This is a genomic window from Streptomyces sp. NPDC088707 (assembly GCF_044752725.1).
GTDB lineage: Bacteria > Actinomycetota > Actinomycetes > Streptomycetales > Streptomycetaceae > Streptomyces.
Genome location: NZ_JBIVLV010000021.1, coordinates 1 through 15,007 on the forward strand (window position 1 = coordinate 1; position 15,007 = coordinate 15,007).

Consider the following 15,007-nt stretch of genomic DNA (forward strand, 5'->3'; position numbering starts at 1 on the left):
CGACGGGGGCGCGGGGGCCGGCCATCCCTGGAAAGGGGACAAGTTGAGGGGGTGTCAAAGTGCTGGATTGGCTTGCGATAAGGCAAGACTAGCAGCTTTCGGCCACGTTAGAGGGAATCTCGCGATTCTGTGTGCTTCATTTTTGGAGCCGAGATAAGCTATGGACTCAGAGCACACCACCCCGGACCGCTCCGAAGGGCTATCGAGATCCATCCCACGGCCTTGCTGGTGCTCCGGTGAGGCAGAGCAACCAGCCGATCGCGTCAGTCCAACCGTAGCCCTTGCGGCTCCCTCACGTGCAGGTTTCCCGTTTCCCGCCGCTCGAATCGACCGGGCGGCATCCCAGGAGAAGGCAGGCGATATGTCGAGCACAGACCGCGTTGACCAGCGCGAGGCAGCCCAGCGAGAAGCCGTTGACGCGGTCGTGCGCGCCCTCGAATTGCCTGCAAGATCACTTGTGCCGGAACGGGGCCTTCGAACGCAGGTGATCATGGCGACCGGGTCCGGGAAGACCCGGGTAGCGGTCCGCAGCGCGGAGGAGCTCCACGCGGGCCGTGTGCTGGTGCTCGTGCCTTCGCTGGACCTGCTCGCCCAGACCGAGTCCGCGTGGCGCGAGGGAGGCCGCCGGGGGCCGATGATCGGGGTGTCCTCGCTGCGGGGTGAGGAGGTGTCCTTCCCCAACACCACGGACGTGGACGAGCTGGTGGAGTGGACGCGGGGCCTGGACAAGGTCACCGTGTACGCCACGTACGCCAGCCTCGGTCTGGGCACGCTGGAGCGGGCGCACACCGCGGGCCTCGCGGCCTGGGACCTGATCGTCGTGGACGAGGCCCACCGCGTTTCGGGCCGGATCGGGAAGCCGTGGGCGGTCGTCCACGACAACCAGAAGATCCCGTCCCTGCGCCGCCTCTACATGACGGCCACGCCCCGGCTGTGGCAGCTCGGGGACGACGATGCGGCCGGCGCCCCCGGCGAGCTGGTCGCGAGCATGGAAGACGACCCCGAGGGCCCCTTCGGCAGCCGCTGCTTCACCCTGACCCTCTCGGACGCCATCGACAGGGGAATCTGTGCCCCCTACCAGGTCGTATGCGTGGACGTCACCGACACACAGCTCCAGGCCGCGCAGCTCCTGGGCGCCGAAAGCCGCTCGGCAGAAGTCCGCGGAGCCCGGCTCGCCGCGCTCCAGACCGCCCTGGTGAAGGCGTCCGCGGAGGAGAACTTCCGGCGCACGCTCGTCTTCCACCACGTCGTCAAGGAAGCCGAAGCGTTCGCGGCCGGCCTCCCCGACGTCGCCGCCCAGCTGCACGCATCCGACCCCGAGCTGTACCCCAAGACGATCTGGGCGGACTGGCTGTGCGGCGACCACAAGCCGCTCCACCGCCGCCGCCTCCTCGGGGAGTTCGCGGCCGGGATCGCCACGGACGGCACCGTCGTGGAGAAGTGCTTCCTGTGCTCGGTGAAGGTGCTCGGGGAAGGGGTCGACACCAAGAACTGCGACTCCGTGTACTGGGCCGACGTGCGCGGCTCGATGCCCGACCTCGTCCAGGCCGTGGGGCGCGCCCTGCGGATGCAGCCCGGCGAGGGCAAGGTCGCCTCGCTCGTGGTCCCGGTGCTGCTCGGGCCGGGCGAGACCGCGGACAACATGCTCACGAGCCGGGCGTTCGGCGGGCTGGCGAAGCTCCTGGAGGCGCTGCGGGCGCACGACGCGCGGATCGTGGAGAGCCTCGCGGAGCAGCAGGCCCCGAGCCGCTACAAGCCCGTCAGCAAGGACGACAGCGGCAAGAGCACGGGCGGGAGCGGCGAGGGCTCCGGAGGCGTCAGCGCCCCCGCCAAGGCCCTGCTGAAGTTCTCCACGCCCCGCGACCCGGCCGCCCTCGCCGCGTTCATCAACCTGCGGGTCCTCAACCCGGAGCACGAGCACTGGCGGCGCGGTGTGGAGGCCGCCGTCATCTACGCCCGCGAGCACGGCGACCTGCGTGTGCCGTTCACGTTCCGGGTGCCTGCCGTCGACGACCAGGAGCAGGGGGAGGAAGGTGCGGTGTGGCCGGCCTCGCTCGCCGGGTTCCCGCTGGGGCAGTGGACCGCCGACGCTCGCCGGTTCTACGCCCGCGGTGACATGGACGAGGACCGCGTCGCGCAGCTGGAGAAGCTCGGCATGATCTGGTCGCACTTCGACGTCGCGTGGGAGGAGGGCCTGTCCGCCGCGCGCGGGTGGGCGGCCGAGCACGGGCACCTCCTGGCCCCGCTGGACGCCACGTTCCAGGGCTACCGGGTGGGCATCTTCCTGAAGAACGCGCGGGCCGCCGCCCGGAAGGCACAGGAGATCGAGCAGCGGCGTGCCGAGGGGCTGCCGGTGGAGTCGTCGGCCGGGGCGCTGTCGGACGAGCGGCGCGAGCAGCTGGAGGAGATCGACGCGTCCTGGTGCCCGAGCTGGCCGGTGACGTGGCAGCGGTGCTTCCACCTGGTGCGGATGCACCTGGACGCCGGTGAGGCGCTGCCCACCGAGGCGGGCGACGTCGTGCGCCAGGGCGAGGATCTGGGGCGGTGGGTGCAGTCGGTGCGGCTCGGCTGGGACCAGCTCACGGCCGTGCAGCAGTGGATGTGCGAGCAGGTCCTCGGGATCGAGCCCGCGACCGAGGACGAGAAGCCCAAGCGCCGTACGCAGGCCGACAAGTGGGCGATGAACTACGCGGCCGCCCGCCAGTTCTACGAGCGCGAGGGGCACCTTCAGGTCCCCAGGAAGCACGTCGAGCGGATCGTCGGCGAGGACCAGGAGGAGCGGGAGCACAAGCTGGGGGCCTGGATCGGGAATCAGCGCTCCCGAGCGGCGACGCTGACGCCGGAGCGGATGGAGCTGCTGTCCGCGATCGGGATGCGGTGGTCCTGATGGTGGGCGTCGTCGTCACCGCGGCCGCCGCGCTCGCGGCCGGCTATCTGCTCGGGCGGCTGCGCCCGTGGCAGCGGCTGGGCGACTGGGCGGCCGATCAGGTCCGCTTCACCGGCACGTGGGTCCGGGGCGGTGCCGCCCGCCAGGCCGTCGTCGTCCTGGCCCACGCCGTCACCGCGCCACGCACCAGCTGGCGCATCATGCGCACCCCGGCCACCGAGACCCGAGCACCGGTGCCCGTACGCGATCCGGACTGGGTCGCCAACCGCACCCGCACCGACCAGGGAGGCACCGCGTGAGCCCCGAGCAGCACGACGCCGACGCGTACGGCCAGGAGCTGGCCCGCATCAGCCACCACCAGCACGAGGCCACCGACGCGCGGTTCACGGTCTTCCAGGCCCTGACCGCCGTCGGCATCGGGCACGAGCAGGCCGACGACATCGTGGCGAAGCTGGAGGCCGGGGCGGTGGCCGGCGCCCACACCTGGATCTCCGAGAGCAGCCCCCCGCACGGATCGGAGCAGCGGTTCGAGGACGGCTGGTTCGCCGGTGTCCGCGACGTCGCCAGCTACCTGCTGCGCATCGCCGACACCACCGCCCACGCGGGGCGCGGCCGTGCCGCCTCCAGCGCCATGCTCCTCGCCCACCTCCAGCAGCCGCACTCCCCCACCCCGGCGGAAGACCCGGCCCCGGCCGTGGAGCTGGACGCGAAGGACGTCCTGGCGGCCGCGGAACGCTTCCCGTGGGCCGTGGCCGCGCCGGGGACGCGCCACTGGCCGGACGGGTCGGACTTCCTGGATGCCGCGCTGAGCGCGGTGGCCAACGAGGAACGCGCGGGGTACATCGAGCGCCTGGAGGCGTTCGTGGAGGAGCACCGCGACCGCCTGGAGGAGCTGCTGCGCGCGTACGGGCCGGGCAGCAGGCCCGCCTCGCACGGCCGGTACGCGCTGATCGGACAGCCCGAGACCCTGGTCATCCTGGAGCGGATGGAGGCCGCGCCGTTCCTCCTGCGCGGCCAGTGGGAGAAGCAGCTGGAGACCGTCTTCCTGGACGACCTCGAGTTCGCGTGGGGGCCGCGCATCCGCCTCAGCCGGTGAGCAGCCGGGAACGAGCAGCGGGGCCGGGCAGGGTGATCCTGTCCGGCCCCGCTGTCGTCGGGTCAGCCGAAGTCGAGCGTGTCCTGGGCAAAGTCGGCCGGGGCTGGGGTGGGCGGGGGCGCCGGCGGTCCGTCCGGGCGGGCGGCCTCCCAGCGTTCGGCCAGCTCGTCCTTCCAGCCCTTCGGCGGAGGCCACGGAACGCCCCAGGCGGCGAGCTGGTCTCGCTTCCAGCCGCCGGCGGGCGTGCGGGCGGCTTCGACCTCTTCGGGCGAGGGCAGGTCGGTCATGGTCAGCGGCCGCCCATGAGGAACAGGGCCGATGCCGGGTTGGCGAGGCTCTTGCCCAGCCGCTCGCTGTCGGCCGCGACCGTCCGGAGTTCCGCGGCGGTTGTGGCCACCTCGGTCTTCACGTCCCCCTGCTCGACCGTGACCTTGTCGCTCTTGGCCAGGAGCTCCAGGACGTCGGCGGTCTGCTCGAACGCCTGCGGGAGGCGCTCGACCAACGACTTCAGCACCTGGGTGGCCTCCGACAGCGCGGGCGCGGACAGCTCCTGCGCGTCGTCCAGCACCACGCGGTTGAACTCTTCGATCAGGTCTCGGGCCTGACGCACCAACTGCGCCGGATCCGTCTTCGCCATGTTCTCGCCCCTCGCCGCTGGAATGGTGGCCCTCAGTCTCCCCCACCACCGGCGGCCGGGCGGACCGGTACATGTACCCGTCGCCCGGCCGCCAGCGGCGTGCTCGGCTCAGCGGCGCAGGCGCGAGAGCCAGCCGGTCTTCTGCTCGGGCACGGCCGGCTCCTGCTCCTGGTCGCGCTCCTCCTGCCAGGGGCTCACACCCCAGGCCCGGTCCAGGTCGGCCTCGAACCTCTGGTCGCAGTCCCCGCACAGAGACGGACGCTTCGCCGGGGAAGCAGTCCAGCCGACGGACTTGGTCGCCTTCCATCGTTCATCGGTGAACGCGGCACCGCACTCGGTGCAGACGGGGCGCTGGGGGTCGGGCCAGAAGTCGTCCGACCCGGCCTCACCGCGTATCGGCTCCTGGCGCTCCTTCGTGCCAGCCGCTGGGCTGACGACGGCGCCGGCCTTGCAGTCGTCGCACAGGTGCGGGTGGGAGTCCTTCGTGGCTCCCCAGTCCTTCGGCTGTACCGCCTCCCAGCGGGTGTCGGTGAACTTCGCCCCGCAGCCGGTGCAGACGGGACGGCGTGCCTCGCGCTCGGCTGCCTGCTTCGCGGCATGCTCCTGGGCTGCCCGCCGCATCTCTGCCTGGTACGCCGCCGCGCGGGCCTTGGCCTTCTCTTGCTCGCGGGCGTCGGCGGCCTCGCGGCGCGGGTTGCCGATCGCCTCCAGCAGGGTCTGCGGGCCGCTGCGTCCGAAGCGGGCAAACACCGGCCCGGCCGGACCGTGCTCACGCAGCTGGTTCAGCCCGACCGCGATGATGGGGATCTTCCGGTCGTAAAGGTGGTGGCCGCCGGGCAGCCGCTGCCCCTGCCACAGGTGCCGGGTCAGCTCCATCAGGCGCGGGACGGTGCGGTTGGGGTTGCGCTCGCCGATGCGGTTGAACACCAGCAGCACGGGCGGATGCGGCACATCGCCGGGTCGGCCCTCGGGGACCGTCCAGCGCGTACGCCACATCGGGCGCTCCTTGCCGTCGGTGTCCTTCACCTTCCGCTTGAAGAAGCGGGCGTACTTCTCCAGCTTGTCGGCGAGTTCCTCGGCGGTCTCGTGGCAGTTGTCGACCTCGATGAACAGCAGCGGCACACCGTCCTGCGGGGCGGTGAGCACGATGTCGGCCTGGGCGCCGCCCTTGCCGGGCGCGTTCCACGTGCCGGTCGCCGGGAGCGGGACCTCGGTCCAGTACGAGGCGATGGTGCCGATGCCGTCCGGTGAGTCGACGGCGGCCTGGGCGGCGGCCCGGACTTCGGCCGAGTCCTTGGCGAGCCTGGCCATGTTCGGCTTCGGGCGCAGCATCGCGATCACGGTCTCGTTGACGGCCATCGGGTGGGAGGCGCCACTGGAGCCCGCGCCGCGCGCGGTGGAGCCCATCTCCGTCACCGGCCGGTTCAGCTCGTAGGAGGCGGCTTGCAGTCCCTTGGGGGTCAGGTTCCGCAGGGCGTCACCCGTCTCGGTGGAGCCGCCGTTCTCGGACAGGCCGTGCCCCCGCATGTCGGAGAGCGCGGCGGTGTGCGAGGCGGTGCGGGCCTGCTTGCGCTTCGACGGGGTCTCCTTGTCGGCGTGCCGGAAGGTCAGGTGCGGAGCGCCGATCCGCTGGATCTGATCCGTCGTCGCGACCTTCAGCGCTCCGAGCACGCGCAGCACGTCGCCGCGGTAGGTGTTCGTCGACCCCGCCGGGTTGTTCTTCCGCTTCCCCGCCATCAGCTCTGCTCCCTCGTTGCTCGCGACCGGCCGCCGGCCGACCGGCGCCGCTGCTGGCGCTGGCCGCGCCCGGCCTGGGAGGGCGTCCGGGCCCCCCGGAACCCGATGCTCTCCTCCACTACGGACATATAGAGGAGAGAAGAGGGTTGTGACGGCGCAGTTTTCGCGCCCATTCCCGCGCTGACAAGGGGTTTTCCTCCGGCCTGGGGTGCCGGGCACCAAAGGGGGATCCCAAGGGCCCTCCAAAGGGGGCACCCAGGGACGCCCCTTGGGCTTGCCCAGTCCGGGCCGGCCTTCACGTCCGATCGGCCCGCGCGGCGCCGCTGCCCGGCCCTCGGGTGGGTGGTCGTCATCGTCTGCTCTCCTTCGCTGCCCCGGCCGGGGTGGTCGGGGCGAAGGAGCAGCGTGCAGGGGACCCCCTTGTCCGCGGTCTAACGGTGGCCAGGTCAAGGAGAAACACGGCGGCGAGCGGGCGGTAGCAGAGGTGGACAAGGGGTCAGAGCCGGATTCGAGGTCGGGCCGACCACCCTGGACAAGGGGGCCCGGTTTGGCCCTTGCAGCCCCGATTTGCCGGTTTCTCTTGAGCAGGGAGAAATCTCTGGTCTCTGTCCACAGGCCCGCCCGCCAACCATGCGATGAGCACGCCGCGAGTCGCGCGGCGGCCCATCGTGAGGAGAGCTTGATGCTGTACCCGTTCCCGTCCCGCACGCCGCTGACGCCCGACCAGGTGGAGCAGGGCTTCGACTACCTCCTGGCGCTCCAGATGGGCGGCGGGAACTACGTCTCCGGCCGCACGCCGGCCTCTCCAGAGCTGGCCTTCCTGCTGCTGCGGCTCGCCGAAAACATCGTCTTCCCCGTCACGGGAGTCCTGGGCGACGGGGAGCCGCACGCGGACTCCTTCGCCCTGGACGAGGTCGGATGCATCTTGCTGTCCGCCCTGCGGGACTGGACGCGCGACTCCCCCACCACGGCCGTGCTGGGCATCGCCCGCAGCATCATCCGCTTCGTCGAGAACGTCATCCCCGACCCCGACGACCACGGAGACACCCGAGCCACCCTGGAGACCATGCGCGACGAACACCTGGAGTGGGCCCGCGCCGTGCAGTCCATGACCGCGCGGCCGTAGCCACGTCGATGCGCACCGGTGCGGTGGAGCGCACCCACCCGGTGCGTACTGGTGCGGTGGCGGACCCATCCGGTGCGCACCACGATGCGCACCACCGTCCATCCGGTGCGCTCCACTCAGTGGGCGGTGCGCGCACCGGTGCGGCCGGCGCGCGGGAGTGGTGCGCACCGGGTGGACTCGGTGCGGTGAGTGGGCCCGAGTGGAGACGGTGGAGGCGGCGCATTTCTCCTTGACCTGAGCCAAGGTCAAGGAGAAACGCACCGGGTGGATGCGCGGCCCCACTCCCGTCGATGACGTCCACTTCCACCCGGTGGGCTCCACTCGGTGAAGTGGATGCCGAGCACGGTGGCGTCCACTCCCGGACGGTGGACTCCACTCAGTGGAGTGGAGCCGGGCGTCGTCGGTGCGCACCACCGCACCGGGTGCGCACCATCGGGTCCACTCAGTGGCCGGCCTCCCGGCCACGGTGCGGTCCGGGTTGCTGTGGGCGGTGCGCCTGCTGGTCGTCCGGGCGCACCGGGCGCACCGCGTCGGCGTCGGCTGGTGCGGTGTGGCGGTCCGCGCGGGCGCGGGAGTCGTTGACCATCTTGGTCCCCGCCTCCCGGATGCGGCGCAGCCGGTCGGCGGTGAGATCGAGTGCTTCCACGTCCGTGCGGGACTTCCGCCAGGCCCGCAGCGCCGTCATGTCGATCGCATCCCCGCGACCGGCCTCCGGCTCCTGGTCGCCGTGCTCGGGGTCGGCCGGCTCGGGCGCGAGCAGCTGCTCGGGCATCGCCGCCTGCTGGTGGGCGACGACGTCGTACGCCCGGCCCCGCACGGCGGCGGTCGTGGTGGTGCGCAGCTTCTCCCGCACCACCGCACCGGCGAGGACGGCACGGTCGTACTGGAGCGGGATACGCGGGATCTCCCACTCCCCCGCGTCCTGTCCCGGCGGCCGGAGCGCGGCCGGCTCGCCGGGATCGGCCGGGGGCTGCCGGTCCGGTTCGGGCGCGGGGGCCGGTGGGCGGCGGCGGGCGGGGAGGTCGGCCAGGTCCCACCGGGCGGTGTAGAGGCGGTAGTCCGCCAGCAGGCCGACGGTGGTCTTCGGCTCGCTGATGTCCAGGCAGTGGGTGGAGATGGCGGTGGCCACGATCTCCTCGTCCAGGCCGGGGTCGCGGCGGCGGCCGCGCAGGACCAGGGCGAGATGGCGGCGGGCTTCGGCGAGCAGGTGCCGGCGGTGGAAACGGCCGCCCTCGTTCATCACGAACACCGTCGCGGTGACGTCGACGGCCGCCAGCGCCATGTCGACCACGGCCGCGACGCGGGCCCGGATCGCGGCGGCCGCGGCGCGGGCGTGCTCGAGGAGGGAGTTGATGACGTCGGCGGCGACCTTGGAGGTGAGGATCGCGCTCACCTTCCACCAGACGCGCAGTTGCGCGAGCGGCTGGGTCTTCCGCTTGGGCGGGCGGGTCTTGCGGGCGGCGATCTGGTTCATCTTGGCGCGGGCCCGCTCGGAGACCACGGGCAGGAACCGCGGCTCGCCGTCGTCGTCGACGGCGGTGACGTACTCGTGCTCCAGCTCGGCCAGGCAGGCGGCGATCTGGTCGCTGCGCCGGGCGGTCCAGCGGATCAGCTCGTGCGGCACCCCGGCAATCTCCATCACCGGCCGGCGCCCAGGGGTGACGATTCGCGGCTCGGTCGCCAGCCCCAGGGCCTCGCAGACCTCGGAGGCGACCAGCTCGTTGTAGAGCGCGGAGGCCGCCACCGTGTTCTCGTGCAGGGCCGTGGTGTGGATCGAGCCCCACTTCCCGTCCAGGCGCTGCCCCTTCACCGACAGCAAAAGATGGTCATGCAGCAACGGCCGGCCGGAGCGAGCCTCGAAGTGGCGGAAGCGGGCGGCGACCAGACCGCCGGGCGGCCTCACCCGGTAGATGCCGTCCTTGCCGTACCGGATCACGGCGACCTCGTCCTCGATCCACTCCAGCACCCGCTCGATCGCCCGCTCGTGCGCGGCCTCGATCGCCAGACGGGTCTCCTCATCCCCGAACGCCCACAGGAGGTAGATCGTCGGCTGCGGCCGGAACACGAAGTCCACGCCCGTGACCGTGACCCGGCGTCCGAGGGCGCCGGCCTTGAACGCCTTCTTCGCCGAGTCGCCCCCGGCGAGCCGGTCGGCCTCGATCCGGTCCGCGTACGGGTGGCGGCCCCGCTCGCCGAAGAGGTTCCGCAGCTGCGCCTCGGTGACCTCCTCACCCGGCGCAAGCCCGAGCGCGGCGAGTCCCCGGCCCATCCAGCGCCCGGCCGGGACGCCAGCTTGGTCCTGGGCGGCGCGCAGCGGTGTGCGGGCCGGGCGGCGGCCGTCGCCGACGACGGTCTCGCGCAGGTAGTAGCGGTACATCTGACCGGCCCGGATGACCCTGATGTCGACTGTCATGCAGGCCACGCCACACGGCTCTGACCTGCAAGGAAAGGCCGATCAGCCCGGCGTCCCGCCAGGCGGGAGGAGAGGCCGAACTTTCTTCTCAGGTGCCCGCCGGGCGGGAAGCGGCGCCGGGCCGGACGCGAATGTCATCGCTCTCCGGCAGCACGCACACCACGACCCGAACGACACCAACAAGCACCACTGAGCATCACCACGCGCCAAAAGACGAGCACCGCCAAGGAAGCACCGCCTACAGCAGCCCCCGGCATCCGTCGGGGGCTTCGTCGTGCTGCCCGGAGGAACCCACCGTGCCGACCTTCGAGACCTGCCCCCGCTTCACCGCCGACCTCCAGCACCTCACCCCCGCGCAGCGCCGGCGCTTCCGCCGCGTCGTCCTGGACGCCTTCGTCCCCGACCTGCGCACCGGCCGCCAGTTCCGCCCCGGCTTACGGGTCAAGGGCGTGCGCTGCGCGCCGGGCGTCTACGAACTCACCTGGGCGCCGGACGGGCGCGCGACGTGGTCGTACGGCCGGGTGGTGGTCGCCGGACTCCCCCACATCGTGTGGCACCGGATCGGGACCCACAGCATCCTGGACCGACCCCTGGCCGCTCGGAAGTGCCCCGCCCGGGATACTTCCGAGCGGGCGGCCCCGGTACCTCTCCCCCGTGTGGTGCGTTCATCCCGTTGAGCGGGCGGGGCGGCTGCGCTGGATCTTTCGTGTCTGGCAAGCTGTGGCGCGTCCGAGTAGCCGCACTGGGCGGTGAAATCAACGGACGACTGAGAGGCCATCGGATGACCACATCCACAGCCGTGCAACATGCCACCGAGACAGCAGCCCGGACTGGTCGGGCGGCGAAGGTGATCGTCGTCATTCAGCAGAAGGGCGGCGCGGGCAAGTCCACGATCGCGGTCAACACGGCGGCGTGCGCCGGCCGATCGGCGGTCCTGTCGAACGCGGACGAGGACACCGGTGCGCCCGTCGTCGCCGCTGGCATCGACGTCCAGGGGACCCTGGAGAAGTGGTGTGCGGGCGTGCGGGAGGCGTCGCTGCCGTTCGACTACGTCGTCACCAAGAGCAAGACCGGCATCCTCCCCGGCATAGTGCAGGACCCTGACCGCCGCCGGGTCATCATCGACACCCCGGGCTTCCTGGACGTCGACCCGGACGCGGAGTGGGGCGCGGACCCGCTGGGCGACAGCCGTACGGCCGACGCCCTGCGCGAGGTCCTGGAGATGGCAGACCTGGCGATCGTGCCGATCACCCCGTCGAAAATCACCTGGGACGAGTGCGAGTTCACGATCGAGCGTGTTCTCAAGCCGCGCGGGATCCCTTTCCTGGTCGTGATCAACATGCACGACCCGGGCAAGGACCGCGAAGAGAAGCAGCTGAACAAGGTGAAGGTCTGGATCGACCAGCGGAACTACCCGCGCGTCTCCGACCCGATCCGCAGGTACACGATCCATGAGCACGCCTACGAGAACGGCACGCTCGTCACCGAGTACAAGATGAGCGGCACCGCGCTGAACGCCCGCGAGGACTTCATGCGCGTCGCCCTGACGATGGAGCAGATGCTCTGATGGGACGACAGATCAACATCAACGGCGCACCACAGGGGCCGGGGAAGCCGGACACGGCGGTGGCGTTGGCGCGGTCGATCGACCAGCTGCCGACGAAGCAGCTCGCGGACACGCCTGTCCTCATCGCCCAGGAGCAGCAGCTGCTGGTGCGCTGCGAGGCGGCGCTGGAGAACCTGCGGGTCGCCTACTGGGCAGCGGGCAAGGCTCTCCAGGTCATCAGGGACGGTCGGCTGTACCGGGCGACCCACGACAACTTCGAGGACTACTGCCAGGAGCAATGGGACATCAGCCGGCAGTACGCGAACCAGCTGATCCGGTCCTGGAAGATCGCAGAGAAGCTGTTCGAAATGGTCGGCGGGAAATCGAACGACTTGGAAAGAATTCTTTCCAAGAAGCTGGGCTTCGGGCAGGCGTGGGAGCTGGTCGCCCTGGCCGAAGAGCACAGCGTCGACGCGGCCGCCCTGCTGTACCTCGCCTTGATCCAGGTGAAGGGTATGGGCGTCACGGCGAACCTGGTGAAGGGCGCGGCGGGGAGCCTGCCCCCGGCGGCGGCCGGGAAGAAGAAGGCCACCGAGGAAGCCGTGCTCGCATACCTGGCGAGTATCGAGGGCAAGACCGAGCTCCCGGCGGCCAGGGACCCGTACAAGGCGCTGACCCGGGCCACCAAGAAGTTGGACGCGGACACCCTCCAGGCCGCGATGGAGCGCAACCCCGAGGGCACCCGCACGATGGTGCGCGAGCTGATCGAGGCGCTGTCGGCTTCAGTCGGCATAGAGGTAGAGATCAAGGCGCCCGCCGCGGAGTCGTCGGCGGCCTGACGGCTCCAGAAACACGAAAAGCGGCCCCCGCCGCTCGGACCGCGAAGGTCCGGACGGCGGGGGCCGCTTCGTGTGCTCAGGTGCGCAGGTCGATGTCGCCGGGGAGGTCGCGTCCGGCGAGGGCGTGGGTGAGGAGTCGGTAGGGCCCGGTCCACGCGCTGTGGATTCGTGCCCTGGCGCAGTGAAGGGTGCCGGTGAGGGCGGTCTCGGTGTCGGGGTGGATGAGGACCAGGGCGACGGGGTCGGTGTCGGCCGGCTGCTCGGGGAGCGGGCGCCCGCGCTCCAGGCCGCGCTCCCCGATGCGTATGGCGGCGTCACCGCGGCCGGTCCACGGGACCGGCCGCTGGCGGGCGGCGAGCAGGGCGGTGAACTCAGCGACGGCCTTCTGGTCGCCGGGGTGCATCGGTCCGCTGCCGTGTCCGCATCTGCGGAAGCGGGCGGTCATGAGCGCGCCTCCTGGTGGCACAGCCACTCCTGCCCGTCCGGCCCCAGGGCGTGGTGCGGGAACGGCTCGTGCTCCACGACCTGCACGTCCGGGTCCCAGAACCACCGGAAGGGGAAGGAGCGCACCCCCAGTTCGAGGGCGACGACGGCCCGGTGGTGCCCCTCGAAGACGAAGACGAGCCGGTCGGCTGCGCGGACGCCCAGCAGGAGCGGCTCCCGGATCCCGTCCTTGGGGATCGAGGCCCGCAGCTTCTCCAGCGCCTGGCGGTCCCGGCCGTGCCGCTCGTGATACCGGCGAGCACCGGCCCACGTGGAGAACTCGGCAGGCCGGACCAGGCCCCGCCGGAGCGCCGCGGTGCGCATGCGCCCGGTCCAGGGCTTGCCGTCAACCACGCGGGCCGTCACGAGCGCACCGTCCGGCGGTACAGCCGCGCCCGGATCCGGTAGCGGAGGGAGGCGCGCTCCTCGCGCTCCTCGATGGCATCGGCGAGCAGTTCCTCGAGCTCGGTCATCTGCTCCTCGGCGAACCACTGGGGCTGGTAGTCCTCACCGTGGCAGACCGGGCACACGTGATCGTGTCCGGCGAACTCAAGCCACGACGCGCAGCCGACCTCCCTGCAGTCCGGCTGGGTGGGGTCCTCGCCGATGCCGGAGCAGTACGGGCAGCGGGTGAAGCGGTAGTCGACGGGCGCGCCCGCGTGGAGGTCGGAGTGGAGCTGGGCGAGGCCGCGGACTCCGAGCTCGCGCAGCAGGGCGTCGGCGGCGAGGACCTGGCGGTCGATGCCGGTGCCGTGGTGGTCGGCGAGCATCGTCACGGCGGTGCACCAGGCGAGGCTGGAGCGGTCGACCGGGACGGCGTAGCTGCTGGCCCACGGGTCGGCCGGGTCGGGGTCGGCGGGCGGCGGGGCCGGCGCGGTGAGCGGGATACCCAGGGTGGCGAGCTGGGCGGTGACGTCGGCCGTGCGGCGGGTGAACTGGTCGAAGACGGTGGTGGGCATCTGCCCTCACATTCGACGGGGCCGCCGGGACCGTGGTGGTCCCGGCGGCCGGGCGGGCGGGGGTCAGCGGGAAGCCGGGGTGAGCGCGGCCTTGTGGCTGTCGCGGTGCGCGCTCTGCGCCGGTTCGGCGAGGACGCGCAGGCCGTGCGGCTCGCCGACCCGGCCGCAGGAGCTGCACACCACGGCGTAGTTGCGGCGGCCCGCGCATCCGGCGTCCGGGTCGCGGGGCTTGCCGGAGGGGCTGACCGCGTGGGTGCATTCGGTGCCGTCCGGGTGGAGCGGGGCGATCTTCACGCTGATGCGAGCCATGGGCTTCGTCTCCTGTTCGGGCTCGGGGAAGGGCAGCTGGTGAAGCGCGGCCACCGGGGCGCGGCCCCGGGTGGGGCGCGGCGGGGTGGGCGGCTCGGTACGGACGAGCGCGGTCTCGGGGAGGAGTCCGAGCTGTCCGGCGGCGGCCGCGCGGGCGGCCAGGGTGAGCGAGCGGGTGACCCGGTGGTGGCCGTGGTCGATGCGCAGGTGGCAGAGCTGGCAGGCGGCGAGCAGGTTCTCGTCTCGCACGTCTTCGGGTGTGTGGTTGAGGTGGGCGGTGGTGAGGCCGACCACGGACCCGGTGTCCGGGTGGATCTCCTCATGGACGGCGGGGCAGCGGCCGCCGGGGTGCGCCAGACCGCAGTGGCCCGTGCACTCGCAGCGGCCGCCCGCCCGCTCGAACCGGATCCGCGCGCTGATCTCGTTCCAGTCGCGCGGGTAGCGGTGCAGATTCTCGGGACGGATGGGCACGGCGGCTCCGCTACTCGCCGCCGGCGGCCTGGCGGTGCTCGAAGGCTTCGAGCAGCTCGCCCAGGTCGTTCGGCTCGGGCGCAGTGCCGACCCACGTGCCGCCCTCGGTGAACACCTCCACGTCGGTGGTGTCGGCGTCGAACCAGCAGACGTACGGCCCGTAGCGCTCGATGACGGCCGTGGCGACGGCGGCCGGGTCGGACAGCTCCGGCGCGGTCTCCAGCACGGCGAGCGTGGTGACGACCAGCCACATCGGCTCATCCGGCGTGCGGGGCAGCCGGAGGTAGCCGGTGACGCGGAGCTTGTCGCCGGGGACCAGGTCGTGGATGACCGCGTGCGCCAGCGCCGGGTCGGCGACGCTGCAGGGCAGAATCATCTCGTCCGTGCGCTCGTCCGTCGGGGAGACGGTGAGGCGGAACCGCGCCGTCGACCCGTGCAGGTCGCCGGGCACGGTCTCCTCGTCCAGGAAGCCGTCCAGGGCTATCGCGTCGTCGGCGGCCACGG

16 protein-coding genes are annotated in these 15,007 nt (G+C 71.9%); 7 read left to right on the plus strand and 9 right to left on the minus strand.

The genetic code is table 11. The annotated features are described in order from the left end of the window. The first annotated feature begins 361 nt into the window (after positions 1–361). From ACIP84_RS37730 to ACIP84_RS37740, 3 genes are read left to right on the plus strand one after another with little or no spacing between them, the layout of a single operon-like run. A complete protein-coding gene (locus ACIP84_RS37730) occupies positions 362–2,887 on the plus strand; it encodes a Helicase associated domain protein (RefSeq protein ID WP_401804710.1) in 2,526 nt (841 codons plus the stop codon). Further along, a complete protein-coding gene (locus ACIP84_RS37735) occupies positions 2,887–3,186 on the plus strand; it encodes a hypothetical protein (protein ID WP_401804713.1) in 300 nt (99 codons plus the stop codon). Before ACIP84_RS37730 ends, ACIP84_RS37735 begins: the two co-directional genes overlap by 1 nt. Continuing rightward, entirely contained in the window at positions 3,183–3,983 is an 801-nt protein-coding gene (locus ACIP84_RS37740; protein ID WP_401804716.1) for a hypothetical protein, read from the plus strand. The genes ACIP84_RS37735 and ACIP84_RS37740 overlap by 4 nt, the downstream gene beginning before the upstream one ends. A 62-nt stretch (positions 3,984–4,045) precedes the next feature. Here the strand turns inward: ACIP84_RS37740 and ACIP84_RS37745 are convergent, their stop codons facing one another. The 3 genes from ACIP84_RS37745 to ACIP84_RS37755 form a co-directional block, all read right to left on the minus strand. Next, the gene (locus ACIP84_RS37745; RefSeq protein ID WP_393364677.1) at positions 4,046–4,270 is read right to left on the minus strand and encodes a hypothetical protein; all 225 of its coding nucleotides are present in this window, start codon (positions 4,268–4,270) and stop codon (positions 4,046–4,048) included. A 2-nt stretch (positions 4,271–4,272) separates the two neighbouring features. After that, a complete protein-coding gene (locus ACIP84_RS37750) occupies positions 4,273–4,620 on the minus strand; it encodes a hypothetical protein (RefSeq protein ID WP_401804719.1) in 348 nt (115 codons plus the stop codon). 108 nt (positions 4,621–4,728) lie between these two features. After that, complete coding sequence (locus ACIP84_RS37755; RefSeq protein WP_401804722.1) at positions 4,729–6,357, minus strand: replication-relaxation family protein; 1,629 nt, start codon at positions 6,355–6,357, stop codon at positions 4,729–4,731. 682 nt (positions 6,358–7,039) lie between these two features. Between ACIP84_RS37755 and ACIP84_RS37760 the strand changes: the two genes are divergently transcribed. Beyond that, entirely contained in the window at positions 7,040–7,483 is a 444-nt protein-coding gene (locus ACIP84_RS37760) for a hypothetical protein (protein WP_401492317.1), read from the plus strand. Between the two features lie 442 nt (positions 7,484–7,925). On the opposite strand, the gene mobF is transcribed toward ACIP84_RS37760, so the two are convergent. Then, the gene (mobF, locus tag ACIP84_RS37765; RefSeq protein WP_401804725.1) at positions 7,926–9,896 is read right to left on the minus strand and encodes a MobF family relaxase; all 1,971 of its coding nucleotides are present in this window, start codon (positions 9,894–9,896) and stop codon (positions 7,926–7,928) included. A gap of 296 nt (positions 9,897–10,192) precedes the next feature. Here mobF and ACIP84_RS37770 point away from each other — a divergent pair, with 296 nt between their 5' ends. From ACIP84_RS37770 to ACIP84_RS37780, 3 genes are all read left to right on the plus strand, one after another. Next, positions 10,193–10,573, plus strand: a complete 381-nt coding sequence (locus tag ACIP84_RS37770; RefSeq protein WP_401804728.1) for a hypothetical protein — start codon at positions 10,193–10,195, stop codon at positions 10,571–10,573. A 104-nt stretch (positions 10,574–10,677) separates the two neighbouring features. Beyond that, positions 10,678–11,463 carry a ParA family protein gene (locus ACIP84_RS37775; RefSeq protein WP_401804730.1) on the plus strand — a complete coding sequence of 262 codons (786 nt, stop codon included), beginning with the start codon at positions 10,678–10,680 and terminating at the stop codon, positions 11,461–11,463. Further along, positions 11,463–12,281, plus strand: a complete 819-nt coding sequence (locus ACIP84_RS37780) for a hypothetical protein (RefSeq protein ID WP_401804733.1) — start codon at positions 11,463–11,465, stop codon at positions 12,279–12,281. Before ACIP84_RS37775 ends, ACIP84_RS37780 begins: the two co-directional genes overlap by 1 nt. Positions 12,282–12,357: 76 nt before the next feature. Here the strand turns inward: ACIP84_RS37780 and ACIP84_RS37785 are convergent, their stop codons facing one another. From ACIP84_RS37785 to ACIP84_RS37805, 5 genes are all read right to left on the minus strand, one after another. Next, positions 12,358–12,726, minus strand: a complete 369-nt coding sequence (locus ACIP84_RS37785) for a hypothetical protein (RefSeq protein ID WP_401804735.1) — start codon at positions 12,724–12,726, stop codon at positions 12,358–12,360. Beyond that, the gene (locus ACIP84_RS37790) at positions 12,723–13,130 is read right to left on the minus strand and encodes a ParB N-terminal domain-containing protein (RefSeq protein WP_401804737.1); all 408 of its coding nucleotides are present in this window, start codon (positions 13,128–13,130) and stop codon (positions 12,723–12,725) included. The genes ACIP84_RS37785 and ACIP84_RS37790 overlap by 4 nt, the downstream gene beginning before the upstream one ends. Then, on the minus strand, positions 13,127–13,723 hold the full coding sequence (locus ACIP84_RS37795) for a hypothetical protein (RefSeq protein WP_401804739.1): 597 nt from the start codon (positions 13,721–13,723) through the stop codon (positions 13,127–13,129). The genes ACIP84_RS37790 and ACIP84_RS37795 overlap by 4 nt, the downstream gene beginning before the upstream one ends. Before the next feature lie 63 nt (positions 13,724–13,786). Beyond that, positions 13,787–14,503: a hypothetical protein gene (locus ACIP84_RS37800; RefSeq protein WP_401804741.1), complete on the minus strand. Its 717-nt coding sequence runs from the start codon at positions 14,501–14,503 to the stop codon at positions 13,787–13,789. A gap of 10 nt (positions 14,504–14,513) precedes the next feature. Beyond that, on the minus strand, positions 14,514–15,005 hold the full coding sequence (locus ACIP84_RS37805; RefSeq protein WP_401804744.1) for a hypothetical protein: 492 nt from the start codon (positions 15,003–15,005) through the stop codon (positions 14,514–14,516). Between the last annotated feature and the right edge of the window lie 2 nt (positions 15,006–15,007).

Bases quoted from the DNA above. Each gene is read 5' to 3' on its own strand.
- ACIP84_RS37730 (WP_401804710.1), top strand. From the start codon at position 362: ATGTCGAGCACAGACCGCGTTGACCAGCGCGAGGCAGCCCAGCGAGAA.
- ACIP84_RS37735 (WP_401804713.1), top strand. From the start codon at position 2,887: ATGGTGGGCGTCGTCGTCACCGCGGCCGCCGCGCTCGCGGCCGGCTAT.
- ACIP84_RS37745 (WP_393364677.1), bottom strand. From the start codon at position 4,270: ATGACCGACCTGCCCTCGCCCGAAGAGGTCGAAGCCGCCCGCACGCCC.
- ACIP84_RS37750 (WP_401804719.1), bottom strand. From the start codon at position 4,620: ATGGCGAAGACGGATCCGGCGCAGTTGGTGCGTCAGGCCCGAGACCTG.
- ACIP84_RS37755 (WP_401804722.1), bottom strand. From the start codon at position 6,357: ATGGCGGGGAAGCGGAAGAACAACCCGGCGGGGTCGACGAACACCTAC.
- ACIP84_RS37760 (WP_401492317.1), top strand. From the start codon at position 7,040: ATGCTGTACCCGTTCCCGTCCCGCACGCCGCTGACGCCCGACCAGGTG.
- mobF (WP_401804725.1), bottom strand. From the start codon at position 9,896: ATGACAGTCGACATCAGGGTCATCCGGGCCGGTCAGATGTACCGCTAC.
- ACIP84_RS37775 (WP_401804730.1), top strand. From the start codon at position 10,678: ATGACCACATCCACAGCCGTGCAACATGCCACCGAGACAGCAGCCCGG.
- ACIP84_RS37780 (WP_401804733.1), top strand. From the start codon at position 11,463: ATGGGACGACAGATCAACATCAACGGCGCACCACAGGGGCCGGGGAAG.
- ACIP84_RS37785 (WP_401804735.1), bottom strand. From the start codon at position 12,726: ATGACCGCCCGCTTCCGCAGATGCGGACACGGCAGCGGACCGATGCAC.
- ACIP84_RS37795 (WP_401804739.1), bottom strand. From the start codon at position 13,723: ATGCCCACCACCGTCTTCGACCAGTTCACCCGCCGCACGGCCGACGTC.